Here is a 14,846-nt window from a genome sequence, read left to right as displayed (position 1 = left end):
AATTAATAGCCTGGGTTCTGTGTCAGGTTCAAGTTTGAGATGACATCACTTGAAGCCAGCGGGAATAGGTTGTATTTGCTATCTACAGCATGCGGTGTACCCACGTTACTGTTCATACCTTTATGAGCCCAGAGGTAATCGCCAGTGGTGAACAGATTGAAGCGAACCAGATCACTGCGGCGATGGCACTCCCATGCCAGCTCACGGGCACGCTCGTCAATGATATCCTGCTTGGTGGGATTGGCAATGGCTGCCACACCGGCACGGGTACGGATGTCGTTGAACTTCGCAATACCATCGCAATTGACGCCACCTACTACCTGACACTCAGCCAGCATCAGATAAACGTCACCTAGACGGAATACCGGGAAGTCGGTGTCGGGGAAAGAGTTCGCACCTACGATCATCGAACCGTCGGCCTTCAGGTTGGTGAACTTTGTAAAGGCATAGCCACTCTTAAAGTCACTGACGTCGATAATATCCTTCGTCTGTCCTTCTGTGAAGAACTTGGCACGCAGGTCAGCATCCTCGAACTTGTTGACGAACTGCGGTGTTACGCGGATACCGCCCCAGCCATCACCGCCGAGTCCATAGTCAGCCGGATTCATCTTTCCGCCCACTTGTGCGTTGATAATGTATGTGGTACCACCATAGGCCTGTGTGTTGATGTGATCCTGATATACGCTGAAGATAATCTCGTGACCAATGCCTAGCATCTGATCGTTATCAGCACAGAACATCTTGTAATAATCGTTCTTCGACTCGATCTTGTAGCCTAAGTCGATAATCTTCTGACAGTACTCAGCACACTTGGCATAGTTGGCTGTTCCAGTGTAAACCTGTGCGTTCAGATAAAGTTTAGCCAGAATCATATAAGCAAGGCCTTTACCTGCGCGATATTTCTCAGGATCAGCGGGCAGCAGTTCGGCTGTCTCTTCCATATCCTTCACCAGCCAGTTGAAGAGATTGGAACGACTGATCTGCTCGGGGTTGGCACCGCCCACCTCTGAGTTCTCATCGGTGAAAGGCACATTGCCGAAGAGGTCGATGGCATGCAGATAGCTCAGTCCACGGATGGCACGTGCCTCAGCACGATACTGCTGCATGGCTGCATCATTGGCATTGGAAGCCTTATCGATCCGGCGAATCACCTCATTGCAGATTGAGATCTGATACAAAACGCGGCTGTAGCAGGCGCCGACGAACACATCACTCGATGTCCACTGCAATCCGTGCAGATCCTTAAGCGTCTGGTCGTTCCATCCAATAACGACTTCGTCAGTCGTTATTTCCTGCATGTTGAACAGGGCACGCAGATACTGACCGAAACCACCGTCGATACCTTTGATATCAGGAGCACCGCTGTCGCCGTCGGGTGAACTTACTGACAGTGCAGAATAGCACTTGGCCAGCAACTGATTGTATGCCTCTGTACCTGTCAGTACATTTTCCGGAGTGTCCAGATTCGGATCGATAGGTGTAACGTCCAAATCGCCCACACATGCAGTCAACGACACGGCGGAAGCCAAAGCGAGGCTATATATTCCGTTTTTCTTTATATTGAATTTCATATGATGATCCTCCTATTAGTTAAAAGTTAAAGCTTGCTCCTACGATGAAGTTGCGTGAGCGCGGATACATATTCTTGTCAAGACCGTCCTTAACCTCGGGGTCAACACCTTTGTAATTGGTGATGGTAAAGACATTCTGGGCTGTCAGGTGTACGCGGATCCAATCGCAGACGTTGTAAGCCAGTGTCATCTTGTCGAGTTTCAGGAAAGACGCATTCTGCACGTAGTAGTCGCTACGGTACTGTGCCTGTGAGAAGTCACTGTAAGGAGCGGTGGTCACACGGTTGCAGATGAAGTTATTCGTCCACATGTCAGCCTTCATCTCAGTGTTAGAGGCTACATTGTTGTACACGTAGTTGCCAAGGCTTGAGCGGAAAGCAGCGGAGAGAGTCCATTTCTTGTAACTTAGCTCGGTGTTCAGACCGATATTCACGTCGGCATCAGGCTTGTAGTATACATAACGGTCATTGTCTGTGATCTGCCCGTCATGGTTGCGATCCACATACACGCCCTCCAATGGCTTGCCAGCCTCATCGTATACCTGCTGGAATACATAGAATGAGTTGATGGGGTTACCCACCTGCTGGATCTGGATATGGTTACCAACACCACCATTGATGTCACCAACCTCTACACCCAGATAGCTGGGGTCGTCGCTGGCAGTCAGTCGGGTGATCTCGTTCTTGTTGTAGGCGAAGTTCACGCCAATCTCCCAACGCAAGTTCTTCTTCTCAATGGGAACGACATTCACGGCAACCTCAATACCCTTGTTCTCCATATCACCAACATTCTGCAACAGATAGTTGGTCAGGTTGGTACCGGCAGCAACGGGCACCTCGTTGAGCAGATCGTTGGTTTTACGCTTATAGACATCTACGCTACCGTTGATGCGGTTTTTCAGGAAACCGAAGTCAAGACCTACATTGTAGGTTGTTGTTTCCTCCCACTTAATCTGTGCAGCATATCCCTTCGGTGTGATAGGAACGATTGCGCTGTTGCCAAACCAATAGTAAGAACCTCCTTGGTTGGTGTGGTAGGTGGGAATAGAAGGATAGTCACCCTGATTGATGTTCTGCTGACCGGTGATACCGTATCCCAGACGGAGTTTCAGGTTCGACAGCCAGTCGACATCTTTCAGGAATGCTTCCTCATTGATGCGCCATGCCAGAGCTACAGAGGGGAACAGACCCCACTTGTTGTTCTGGAAGCGTGACGTACCGTCGTTACGCAAAGTAGCAGTGAGAAGATAGCGATCCATGAGCGTCCAGTTCAGTCGGCCATAGAATGATACCAGATAACTCTCGGTCATGAAGATCGGCTCCTTTACAGCATATTCCAGATTATTACCGTCGTTAGAAAGCTTACGCTCGGTCTTCTTATTGTAGAAGTGCTGCCAAGAGTAACCACCCAAGATGTCAAAGCGGCTGCGCAGTTCTTTCAGCTCACGGGCATAAGCCAGATAGAACTCCAATGTCTGGTCACGACGCATCTGAGTGTACTTCTTCCACTCACCAGTGCCGTTCTGTACTTTGTTATGATAAGAGATCTCACTCTTATAGTCAGTGATATCCCAGCCTGTTGTAGTCGAGTAGTCAAGACCAAGGTTCAGGTTGGCGCGTAGACCTGGCAAGAACTTGAACTTATAGTCGAACTGGGCGTTACCCACGAAACGACGAACATAACTGTCTTTGTTCTGCTGTTCCAACTGAGCTACAGGGTTCAAAGTTGCCATAGAGTTAGGCAGACCGCTGTTCATCCAGTAGTGATAATTGCCGTCCTCATTGTAGACGGGCTTCAGCGGGTTATACTGAATAGCGCTGCCGATAGCACCCTCGTCGGCAAAAGAATTATGGGTAAACACACCTTTACCATTCAGATTGATGGTCAGATGGTCGTCGAGCAGTGTCGGGGTCAGGTTCACTCCAAAAGTCCCACGATTCATGTTGGTGGTCTTCAGAATACCGTCGTTGTTCAGGAATCCGGCACTAACGCGATAAGGCATCTTGAAGTCACTGCCTTTGACATAGCCACCGGTAACGCTGGCATTGATCTCCTCTGTCCAGGCAGTACGGTAGATCTTGTCCTGCCAGTCTGTCTTGGCATTGCCCAGAGCAGCCATGGCGTCAGCATTCCCGCTGTAGTTGGCTACAAAGAAATCCTTAAAGGAGTCTGCGCCAAGCACATCCACCTTCTTGGCAATGGTCTTGAACGAGCCAGTCATGTCAATGTTCACATGAGGCTTGGCACCTGCCTTACCTTTCTTTGTGGTAATGATAATCACACCGTTTGAGGCGCGGCTACCATAGATGGCGGTGGCAGAAGCATCTTTCAGGATAGAGAAGCTCTCGATGTCGTTAGGGTTGATGGTGTTGAGCACATCACCACCAGAGATCTCGGTCGAGCTAATGGGCAGGCCATCGATAACGATCAGAGGGTCGTTTGAGGCGGAGAGTGACGAACCGCCACGGATGCGGATGGTTGAGCCGGCGCCAGGAGCACCGCTGTTGGTCATGATCTGTACACCAGGCGTCTTACCCTGCAACAGGTCAGCCGGTGAAGTTGCAAGACCCTTGTTCAACTGATCGGCCTCAACGGTCATAACAGAACCAGTGGCATCGCTCTTGCGAACGGTACCGTAACCGATAACCACAACATCCTGCAAAACAGTCTGGTCTTCTTTCAGTGTTATAACGAGATTTGGCGCAGCCTTCACCGTAGCGGTCACGAAACCGACATATGAAACGCTGATGTTTGCACCCTGATTAGCCGTCAGTGCGAAATTACCGTCAAAATCGGAGATGGTGGCGGTCTGTGTGCCGTCAACGCGTACCGTTGCGCCGATAATGGGTTCGCCTGTAGCATCTTTCACATGTCCTTTAACCGCGATTTGGGCAAAGGCACTTGCCGATAGGAACAAGCCCAACAAAAGGCTGAGCATCCTAAGCGGGATTTGAATGTTTACCTGCTTCATCATTACATTTAATTAGAGTTAATTGTTTGTATGTTATATTGTTTTAAGCTGTTAAGCTTAGGTCGTTTGATGGTGGTGAACGTTGGGTTCACGGTGCAAAGATAGTCTTCTTTTCAATACGTTATTCTTTTTTTTGTTTAAAAATGTTATTAGGAACGTGCAAACGTTTGCATGCGATGTGTAATAATAATAATAAGGAGTGTGAGAACAATATTAGGAATAATTTCCTATCTTTGCATCATCAACTATCAATAGTTAGAAACCTGATGAAGGATAATACCCCAATGACGATGAAGGATATAGCGCGGGAGTTCGGCATTTCCGTGGCTACCGTTTCGCGTGCACTAAAGGATTCACCTCGTATCAGTGAGGAACGACGGAAGGCCATCCAACAGTACGCTCGGGAACACAACTTCTATCCTAATGCCATAGGAGAGGCTTTGCGCCATAGTCGAATTATGGCGACGAAAATTATCGGGGTAATCGTGCCGGAGTTTACGCACTACTATTTCTCTTCAATCCTGACAGGTATTGAGGAGGCAGCAGCAGCCCGAGGCTATCATATTATGGTGTCGTTGAGTGGTGAGCAGTATGAGCGTGAGGCACGTATTTGTGAAAACTTTCATCGCTATAAGGTATGTGGTGTTATTGTTTCGCAAGCGAAAGATACGAAGAACTATGACCACTATCAGAAATTGCTGGATGCCGGAATCCCCATCGTGTTCTACGATAGAATATGTACGGGCGTGAATGCCAGTCGTGTGGTGGTTGATGACTATATGGGTGCATATAATGCCGTGACGCATCTGATTGAGACTGGCTGTCGGCGTATCGCTTTCTATGGTGGTCCGATGCAGTTGGAGATTTCTAAGAACCGCTATAATGGTTATGTAGATGCGCTGTTGAAGCACGGGTTGACAGTCGATGAAAAGATTATCCGCGTCTGTGATAATCGACCAGATGCTGAAGCACTGACGCCGGAGATTTTGTCGCTTGATAATCCGCCCGATGCTTTCTTTGCTGTCAACGACGATACGGCCATTGGTATACTCTATACTGTAAAACATGCAGGCATCCGTGTGCCAGAGGATATCTCTATATGTGGCTTCACTAACGGACAACGAGCAATCGCCTGTGATCCGATGTTGACAACGGTAGAACAGCGTGGACACCGTGTGGGCGAGGAAGCTGCAGAGATCCTGATGGATAAGGTGGAAGGCTTGATACCAATTGAGAAGGTAGAGAAACGTGTGGTTCGTACTCGCCTGGTTATTAGAGGTACAACGAGGTAATGGCCTTTGGCTAATGACTAAAAACAAAACAACGATATGAAACAAAAACCTGATTTTTCTTTTTGGAAACTGTGGAATCTGAGTTTTGGATTCTTTGGCGTGCAGATTGCCTATGCTCTGCAGAGTGCTAATATCTCACGAATCTTTGCTACGTTGGGTGCAGATCCCCATAACCTCAGCTATTTTTGGATTTTGCCTCCTTTGATGGGGATTCTTGTGCAACCGATTGTCGGAACACTGAGCGATAAGACCTGGACCCGTTACGGCCGACGTATCCCTTATTTATTTGTTGGAGCAGCCTTGGCAGTGCTTGTTATGTGCCTATTACCTAACTCTGGTTCTTTAGGACTTACCATCAGTGCCGCTATGATCTTCGGACTTATCGCCTTGATGTTTCTCGATACCAGCATCAATATGGCAATGCAACCGTTTAAGATGTTGGTTGGAGACATGGTCAATGAGAAGCAGAAAGCCAAAGCTTATTCTATACAATCATTCCTCTGCAATGCGGGTTCAGTAGTGGGATATGTCTTCCCGTTCGTATTTACGTTTATTGGTATCAGCAATGTTGCCGAGAGGGGTGTTGTGCCCGATTCGGTTATCTGGTCGTTCTATATTGGTGCCGCCATTCTGATTCTTTGTGTCATTTATACGACGTCAAAGGTGAAAGAATGGAATCCCAAGGAATATACAGAATATAACCCTGTCTCAGAAGAGAAAGAGGGTGGTGCCAATTGGATCATGCTATTGAGAAATGCTCCCTCTACCTTCTGGAAGGTTGGACTGGTGCAGTTCTTCTCTTGGGCCGCGATGCTTTATATGTGGAATTATACCACCGGTGCTATCGCTGAGGTGGTTTGGAATACAACTGATCCTGCCAGTGAGGCCTTCCAGGAGGCTGGTAACTGGGTGGGCATCCTCTTCGCTGTGCAGGCTGTGGGTTCTGTCATTTGGGCTGCCCTGCTCCCGCAGTTCAAAAATACGAAGTTTGCTTATTCCGTAAGTCTGATTATTGGAGCCATTGGCTTTATGATGGTACCATATATCCACAATCAGTATTTGCAGTTTATTCCCTTCCTAATGATTGGTTGCGCTTGGGCAGCCATGCTTGCTATGCCGTTTACCTTCGTGACGAATGCTCTTCAGGGATATGGACATATGGGAGCCTATTTGGGACTATTTAATGGCACTATCTGTATTCCGCAGATTGTTGCAGCCCTCTTAGGAGGCGTCATTCTGTCGTCAGTGGGTAGTCATCAGTCTACGATGATGATTGTGGCAGGCATCAGTTTCATCATTGGCTCTGCCTGTGTCACGATTATTAAGAGCGAGAGATAGTTTACAACAATAGCAGTCCGGCAAAGCCAGCATAGCAGATCATGCGGATGGGGTTGATCTTCATATAGCCAGTGCCGAAAGCGGTGGCGATGAAGAGGGCAATGCTGACAAAGAACTGCCATGGGTTTTCTGTTGGTGTAGAGAAGTTTTCCGCATTGCACAAAAGTAAGGTGGCTGCAGCCAGTAGTCCGACAACGGCAGGACGTAGACCTTTGAAAACCGATTGTACCACCGGGGTACTCATGTATCTTATGCACAATTTGCTGATAAGAATCATTAGAATCAGTGAGGGCAGCACAAGGGCGAAAGTGGCAGTGACAGAACCGAGTATGGCTGTCATGTCGCCGTAGCCAGCATTGTGGATGGCGGTGTAGCCGCAATAAGTGGCTGAATTGATGCCGATGGGACCGGGTGTCATCTGCGAGATAGCAACGATATCGGTAAATTCTGCGGTGGAGAGCCAGTGATAATGTTCCACTGTTTCATGTTGGATTAGCGACAGCATCCCATATCCCCCTCCAAATCCGAAGAGCCCGATTTCGAAGAATGTGATAAATAAATATAGGAATATCATATTGTCTTATTTAGCTCATCACAGAGATACAGGGGTACAGAACTTTTTATTTCTGTGTTTCTGTATCTTTGTGTGTAATGGTTCCATATATATATCCAACTATACCTGCAACGATGATAATATAGATAGGTGACACGCCGAGTGCCCAGATGGCGAGTGCACATACGATGGGAATCCAGATGGTGTACCTGTTGAGTTTTGCGCGCTGACCTAAACGGAATGTGGGGACTGCTATGAGGGCCACCACCGCAGGACGGATACCTCGAAAAATAGCAGCCACGACAGGATTGTCTTTAAACTGACTGAAAAACATGGCAATAGCAAGGATGATGAGAAACGAGGGTAGGGCTGTACCGATAGTGGTGGCGATGGCCCCTTTCGTCTTGCGCAGTTTATAGCCGATGAAGGTAGCGATGTTGATGGCGAAGACACCAGGACAACTCTGTGCGATAGCAATCAGGTCAAGCATCTCGTCGTGGGATACCCATTGCTTCTTGTTTACCACCTCTTCCTCAATCAAAGGAATCATGGCATATCCACCACCAAGGGTGAATATGCCAATCTTAAAGAAGGTCTTAAAGGAATTCCAATAGATATTCACTTACTTCTACTTTTTTACCTTTTCCTCAATCCACTTACGTGCATTGACGAAGGCCTCAATCCAAGGCGTTATTTCGTCATTCTTACGGTCAGCAGGGTACCAGGCGCACTGCCATGGGAAGATAGCACGCTCTGGGTGGGGCATCATGCAAAGATGACGACCATCAGCAGAGCAGATACCTGCTACGTTATAGTTTGAACCGTTGGGATTAGCGGGATAGCCTGCGTAGTTGTACTTGGCAATTACGTTATAGGCGCTCTCGGCTTCAGATAACGAGAACTTACCCTCACCGTGAGCTACCCAGAGTCCGAGTTTCGAACCGCTGAGTGAGCCGAACATGACACTGTTATTTTTAGGAATACTCAGGCTAATGAATTCGCTCTCGAACTTATGGGAATCGTTATGAAGCATCTTTACGCCTTTGGCACCCGTGAGGCCAAGTTCAACCATCAACTGACAGCCGTTACAGATACCCAGAGAGAGTGTGTCCTCGCGGGCATAGAACTTGTCGAGTGCCTCTTTGGCCTTCGGATTGAAGAGAAAAGCACCAGCCCAACCCTTAGCCGAACCAAGCACATCGGAGTTGGAGAAACCACCGCAGAACACTATCATGTTGATATCTTCGAGTGTCTCGCGACCGCTAATCAGGTCGGTCATCATCACGTCCTTTACATCGAAGCCAGCAAGGTAGAGACTGTAGGCTGTCTCACGTTCACATTGGGTTCCCTTTTCACGGATAACTGCAGCCTTAATACCTGATGGCTTGCGACGATCTGCAGAGATGCCATACTGGGCAAGTTTACCAGTGAAGTCCTTGGTGAAGTTCATTTCCAATGGTTGCTTCTTGTAGTTCGCAAAGCGCTCTGCAGCCTTGCCATTAAAACTCTGCTTGCGATCGAGCAAATAAGAGGTCTTGTACCAGGTGTCGCGGAGGGTGTCAATATTGAATGTCTTCTCTTCGTCGCCAGCCTTTACCACGATGGTGCGAACCTCAGGCACGGGATAGCCGATCTTGGCAAAACCAACGCCCTGCTCCTCCATGAAATCCTTGAACTCCTGTTTGTGCTCGTCGCTCACCTCGATGACCACACCTGGGTTTTCTGCGAAGAGGGCCTTTACGATGTCGCCATCCTTGCAAATATCGTGAAGGTTGATGTGCATACCACCCTTGGTATTGGCGAAACACATTTCGAGGAGAGTCGTAATCAGACCACCTGCAGAGATGTCGTGACCTGCGAGAATCCAACCTTTTTCGACGAGCTGCTGAATGGCCATGAAGGCGTCGGCAAAATACTCGGCATTTTTAACCGTTGGAACATCGCTACCCACCTTACCGAGACTTTGTGCAAAAGCAGAACCGCCGAGGTGTTGCTCGTCAAAGGAGAAGTCGATATGATAGAGCGATGCATTCTTATCGTTCACCAACACAGGTGAAACAACCTTCTTGATATCTGAGACCTCACCACCTGCGGATACAATCACTGTTCCAGGAGAGATGATCTTCTCACCATTGGGATACTGCTGACTCAGAGAAAGTGAGTCTTTACCTGTTGGAACATTGATGTGCAGGTCGCAGCAGAAATCCGAGAGAGCCTTAACACCAGCATACAGACGAGCGTCCTCACCCTCCTGAGAGCGACAAGGCCACATCCAGTTGGCAGAGAGTGAGATGGAATCCATTCCGTCGGCAAGTGGAGCCCATACGATATTCGTAAGAGCCTCAGCAACAGAGAGGACAGAGCCAGCAGCAGGATTGGCCAGACCAGCTTGTGGTGCATGTCCAATGGCAGTCGCAATACCTTTTTCGCCACGATAGTCAAGCGCCACAACACCACAGTCACTCAATGGCAACTGGATTTCGCCCTGACACTGCTGACGAGCAATCTTACCTGTCACAGAACGGTCAACTTTGTTGGTCAACCAGTCTTTGCAGGCCACAGCCTCCAACTGAAGAACACGGTCGAGATATTCGTCAATCTTATCTTGAGAGTAGGTAACGTCTGTATAATGACGTTCTACAGTGTTGTCTTTCATGATGGTCTTGGGCGAGTGTCCAAACATTTGAGCCACATCGAGGTCGAAGGGCTTCACACCATCACCCTGCTTAAACGAGAAGTGAGCATCGCCAGTGGTCTCACCGACAACATACAACGGAGCACGTTCGCGTTCTGCAATCTTACGGACATGCTCGATATGTTTTTCGTCGATAAGCAAGCCCATACGTTCCTGACTCTCGTTGGCGATGATTTCCTTGGAGCTCAGCGTCTTGTCGCCAATTGGCAACTTGGTCATGTCAACCTCACCACCACACTCTTCAACAAGCTCAGACAGACAGTTTAAGTGACCAGCTGATCCGTGGTCGTGGATGGAAACAACAGGATTCACGTCCTCCTCACAGAGAGCACGCACCAGATTGTAAGCTCGTTTTTGCATCTCGGGGTTAGCGCGCTGGATGGCATTCAACTCGATGCCATTGCTATAGCGACCTGTATCAACGGATGACACAGAACCACCACCCAGTCCGATGCGATAGTTGTCACCACCTACTACAACTATCTTGTTGCCCTTTTGAGGTTCCTTCTTCAGACAGTCGCGCTTGGTACCGTAACCTACGCCACCAGCCAGCATGATGACCTTGTCGTAAGCATACTTGGTGTCATTAGGCTCTCCCGAGTTTTGCTCGCCTATCTGTGGCCTTTCCTGATGCTCGAAAGTAAGTACAGAACCGCAGATTAACGGCTGACCGAACTTGTTTCCGAAATCAGAGGCACCATTAGAGGCCTTGATCAGGATCTGTTCTGGGGTTTGATACAACCACTGACGAACGGGGAGAATGTTTTCCCAATCGCGAGTCAACTTGTCGTCGTCAGTCAGTCGTGGATAAGCTGTCATATAAACAGCAGTACCTGCGATAGGCCACGAACCTACGCCACCACCCATTCGGTCACGGATTTCACCTCCTGTTCCAGTAGCTGCTCCGTTGAATGGTTCAACGGTAGTTGGGAAATTATGGGTTTCTGCTTTCAGAGAGATGACGCTTTCGATATCCTTCACGCGGAAATAATCACTAGTTGATTGGTCGGCAGGTGCAAACTGCTCAACCACTGGTCCTTGGGCGAAGGCTACATTGTCTTTATAGGCGGAGAGAATCTTGTTGGGATTCTCTTGCGTGGTCTTTTTAATCATGGCAAACAGACTCGACTCCTTCTCCTCACCATCAATGATAAAGATGCCACCGAAGATCTTATGACGGCAGTGCTCTGAGTTGATCTGTGCAAAACCGAAGATTTCCGAATCGGTCAGCGGACGTCCATTGGCCTTCTCAATCTTATGAAGATATTCAATCTCTTCGGGCGACAGGGCCAGTCCTTCCTGTTCGTTGTACTCTTCCAGATTTTCTACGTACTTGATGGGCTCAGGCATGATGCTAATGGTGAAGATGTCCTGATTAAGTCCTTTGTACATACGCTGTAGCATAGGGTCATGGTCTGCATTTTCGGTATCTACGGGGAAGTATTCCTCAATACGCAAAATGCCGCTGAGACCCATATTCTGTGTGATCTCAACGGCATTTGTCGACCAAGGAGTAACCATCTCGCGACGTGGACCCACATAATAGCCCGATAATGTTTCGTCGCTCAGCAACTCGGCATCGCCGTAGAGCCAGCACAGTTCTTTTACTTCATCTTGTTTGAGTTGATGATCCACCTGCGTGGCAATCACACTCTTCTGGGGAGTCTTAAAAAAGAGAATCATACCTTGCTTGATTGTATTTTTGAAATTTGGGCACAAAGGTACAAATAAGTGAGCAAAAAGCAAAAAGAAAAGGCTTTTTTCTTTTGATGGATGATACAAATAAGCACCCTTGACGAATGTCGAGGGTGCTCATATGGGGGCTGACCGTAAGACGGGTACTGCGTTATTACTTTCTTTTGGAGGTCGTGGTCTTTGCTTTAACCACCTTTGGATTGGGCTTCTCCACGTATGGCACTTGCTTCATCAGTGTCCAAGCCGCCTCCAATACCTTATTCTTTAAATTTTCTGGATAGTTGGGATTGCTTTGAAAGTAATTCTTGATGATCTGGCTTGTCTCTTTACTCTTGTGTCCTGCTAGCATGGCCTTAACCCAGTTGTCTGGGAAAAAGATGTCGCTAGTCTGTTGGATAAACTCCAGTGATTTTAGACTCGGCTCGATATAGATATTACTCTTCGGCTCGAAGACGTCGGAGTTCAGTAAGCGCAAGGCATGGATGGCCCATGGCTCCTGGACGCGGCCTTCCGGTTTCAGTAGCATGTTGAATAGCCTCGTTCGATCGGGTTCGCTAGGATTACATGCACGACTGACGTAATCGAATTCCTTCCGCTGATCGTCGGTCTTCAGAAAGGCACGTTCCGTCTGCAGGATACTTTCCCATTGTCCTGGTCGAGTGATGGCAAGGCGATAGGCCATCTCCATAAAGTCATGTTCGCTGAAAAGTGGATCGTCGTGATTCCTCCAGATATCCTCGATACGGTCTAGTACCTCGGGTGAGGTGGCGTTAGCTCCTAACTTTCGGATGATATATTGGCGGCATTCCTTGGATTTGTTCTCTCCTAGCAGATCCAGCATACAGAGCTCGAGAGTTTTCCGTTGCTCTGGTGTCATGTCAGAGGCGATTTTGAACATGTGGTCGACGGCGGTCGACATGATTAGCGGATCTTTCTCCTTCATCATCATACGGTAGATTTCTCCGAAGTAGGATGGTGTAATTTTCCCCATCAGATAGTTGTCGTGAATGACCTGCAGCAGACAATATCGGTTCAGGTTGTTACGGGTGGTGAGAAGACGTGTCGGAAGCAACTTGACATATTCGTCATCAAGAGTGAAACAGCCGTAGCCTCTGCCGTTGATATTCGGGAGTATGAAGTCGGGCTTTCCCTTGACATTGAAAGACATGGTAGGCTGTTGCATGTCAACAGACAGTGTACGACTCTCTCCTCGGTCATATATTAGCTTGATCTGGAATTTTTGTGGCCATACAATACCTCTTCCGTAAGGGTCTGTTTGTGAGATGACAATTTTTCCGTCGTGGTAACTCGTATGGATGAATGGCATGCCTTTTTGTTTCACCCAGACGTCACAGAACTGACGTACGCCGGCTTCGGGGGCTGTCTCGTCGAGAATATTGACCAGATCCTCCCATGAGGCGTTGCCGAAAGAGTTTTCCACAAGATACCGCTGCAGACCGTTCTGGAGCTTCGAAGACTCCATCATCAACTCCAACATACGCATCATCACTGGTGCTTTGTCATAGATGATATTATCATAGAGCAGACTGGCATGGTTCAGGTTCTTCAGCTTCTGGGCTATGGGATGGGTCCCTTCCGTGCGGTCTATGGCGATGGCATTGGCATGATATGTTCTGAGGAAGTTCAGGTCGTGATCAACTCTGGAGAAGGAGCGACGGGTAATTTTCGATGCCATGAAACTGGCGAAGACCTCTTTGGCCCATACGTCATCGAACCACTTCAAAGAAACGAGAGCGCCAAACCACAGATGGGCAGTCTCGTGAGCAATTAGTTCCAGTCGATTCATTTCTTCCTCTAGTGTTGCATATTTTTCCAAGAAAATACGGCGGTCACTGAGTTGGATGGCACCAGGATGTTCCATACCACCGAACTGATAGTTAGGCAGGAGTGCCAGACCGTATTCCTTAAACGGACAAGCGATGCCGGTATAGCCTTCCATCCACTTCAGAGACTGAGCGGCCTCGTCAAAGACCTTGTCCAATTGGGCAACCTTCTCCGGATCTTTCTCACGGAAAAGGGCACGCATGACACGTCCGTCACGTGTGACTTTTTTCTCTTCAAACCTTCCTGCCACGAACGAATACAGATAAGTTGGTAGTTGACAACTGTTATCGCTGGTCATCGTCTTCCAACCTTCTGGCGTCTTCAACGTTGTGGCGAAGACGGCTCTTAAGTCAGGTTGGTCAAAGCATGGAAAGGCTGTGCGTGCCATGTCCGGCACGAAGAGCGTGTACATATAATCCTCATTTCTGTTCAGGGCTTTATCAAGACAAGTGAAACTGAACTCCACCTTATTTGTTCCTGCCTTCATCTGCTTCATGGGTAGGATGATATGCTCATTCTGTTGAGTGACGGCTAGTACGCGTCGCTTCAGTTTGTTATAGACATAACTCTTCCCATTGAGTTTCCCCTGAAAGTCTAGGATGACGTCCTCGCTGTATCTCAAGTCAAAGGTGATAATGACTTTTCCTGTTACGTCATCATGAGGACTGGCTGGGATATTGAATGTCAGATCATAGATGACGTTGCTGATGTTAGCTTTTCTATGCTGGGCGAGTTCTTGGGAGACGCCTATGGCAAGCAACTGAGCATTGGAAGATAAGACAAGCATACTCAGTATTGCGAAGAGTAATACTTTTATATTTTTCATCGTTATTTTGGTTTTTGTCTGCAAATATAATTAAAATTATTCTAATAACCACGTTTTTTT

The 14,846-nt window shown here is 48.1% G+C and carries 8 protein-coding genes; 2 read left to right on the top strand and 6 right to left on the bottom strand.

Features of this window, described 5'->3' with window-relative positions:
• Window positions 1-2: 2 nt before the first annotated feature.
• Entirely contained in the window at window positions 3-1,571 is a 1,569-nt protein-coding gene (locus BLU99_RS05125) for a RagB/SusD family nutrient uptake outer membrane protein (protein WP_091900117.1), read from the bottom strand.
• Window positions 1,572-1,590: 19 nt separating this feature from the next.
• A complete protein-coding gene (locus BLU99_RS05120; RefSeq protein ID WP_091900116.1) occupies window positions 1,591-4,542 on the bottom strand; it encodes a SusC/RagA family TonB-linked outer membrane protein in 2,952 nt (983 codons plus the stop codon).
• Window positions 4,543-4,685: 143 nt separating this feature from the next.
• Between BLU99_RS05120 and BLU99_RS05115 the strand changes: the two genes are divergently transcribed.
• Both BLU99_RS05115 and BLU99_RS05110 read left to right on the top strand, forming a co-directional pair.
• Window positions 4,686-5,834: a LacI family DNA-binding transcriptional regulator gene (locus BLU99_RS05115; RefSeq protein ID WP_176771049.1), complete on the top strand. Its 1,149-nt coding sequence runs from the start codon at window positions 4,686-4,688 to the stop codon at window positions 5,832-5,834.
• Between the two features lie 36 nt (window positions 5,835-5,870).
• Window positions 5,871-7,172: an MFS transporter gene (locus BLU99_RS05110; protein WP_091900114.1), complete on the top strand. Its 1,302-nt coding sequence runs from the start codon at window positions 5,871-5,873 to the stop codon at window positions 7,170-7,172.
• 1 nt (window position 7,173) lies between these two features.
• On the opposite strand, the gene BLU99_RS05105 is transcribed toward BLU99_RS05110, so the two are convergent.
• The 4 genes from BLU99_RS05105 to BLU99_RS05090 all read right to left on the bottom strand — a co-directional run bounded on the left by BLU99_RS05105 (window position 7,174) and on the right by BLU99_RS05090 (window position 14,786).
• Entirely contained in the window at window positions 7,174-7,746 is a 573-nt protein-coding gene (locus BLU99_RS05105) for a chromate transporter (protein WP_091900113.1), read from the bottom strand.
• Window positions 7,747-7,792: 46 nt separating this feature from the next.
• The gene (locus BLU99_RS05100; RefSeq protein ID WP_091900112.1) at window positions 7,793-8,347 is read right to left on the bottom strand and encodes a chromate transporter; all 555 of its coding nucleotides are present in this window, start codon (window positions 8,345-8,347) and stop codon (window positions 7,793-7,795) included.
• A 6-nt stretch (window positions 8,348-8,353) separates the two neighbouring features.
• Window positions 8,354-12,103: a phosphoribosylformylglycinamidine synthase gene (purL, locus tag BLU99_RS05095; protein WP_091900111.1), complete on the bottom strand. Its 3,750-nt coding sequence runs from the start codon at window positions 12,101-12,103 to the stop codon at window positions 8,354-8,356.
• Window positions 12,104-12,269: 166 nt separating this feature from the next.
• A complete protein-coding gene (locus tag BLU99_RS05090; protein WP_091900110.1) occupies window positions 12,270-14,786 on the bottom strand; it encodes a M1 family aminopeptidase in 2,517 nt (838 codons plus the stop codon).
• Window positions 14,787-14,846: the final 60 nt, after the last annotated feature.

This window comes from Prevotella sp. lc2012 (assembly GCF_900107065.1).
Taxonomy (GTDB): Bacteria; Bacteroidota; Bacteroidia; order Bacteroidales; family Bacteroidaceae; genus Prevotella.
Note: the sequence above shows the minus strand (reverse complement) of the source record. Positions and strands in the feature narration are given on the sequence as shown.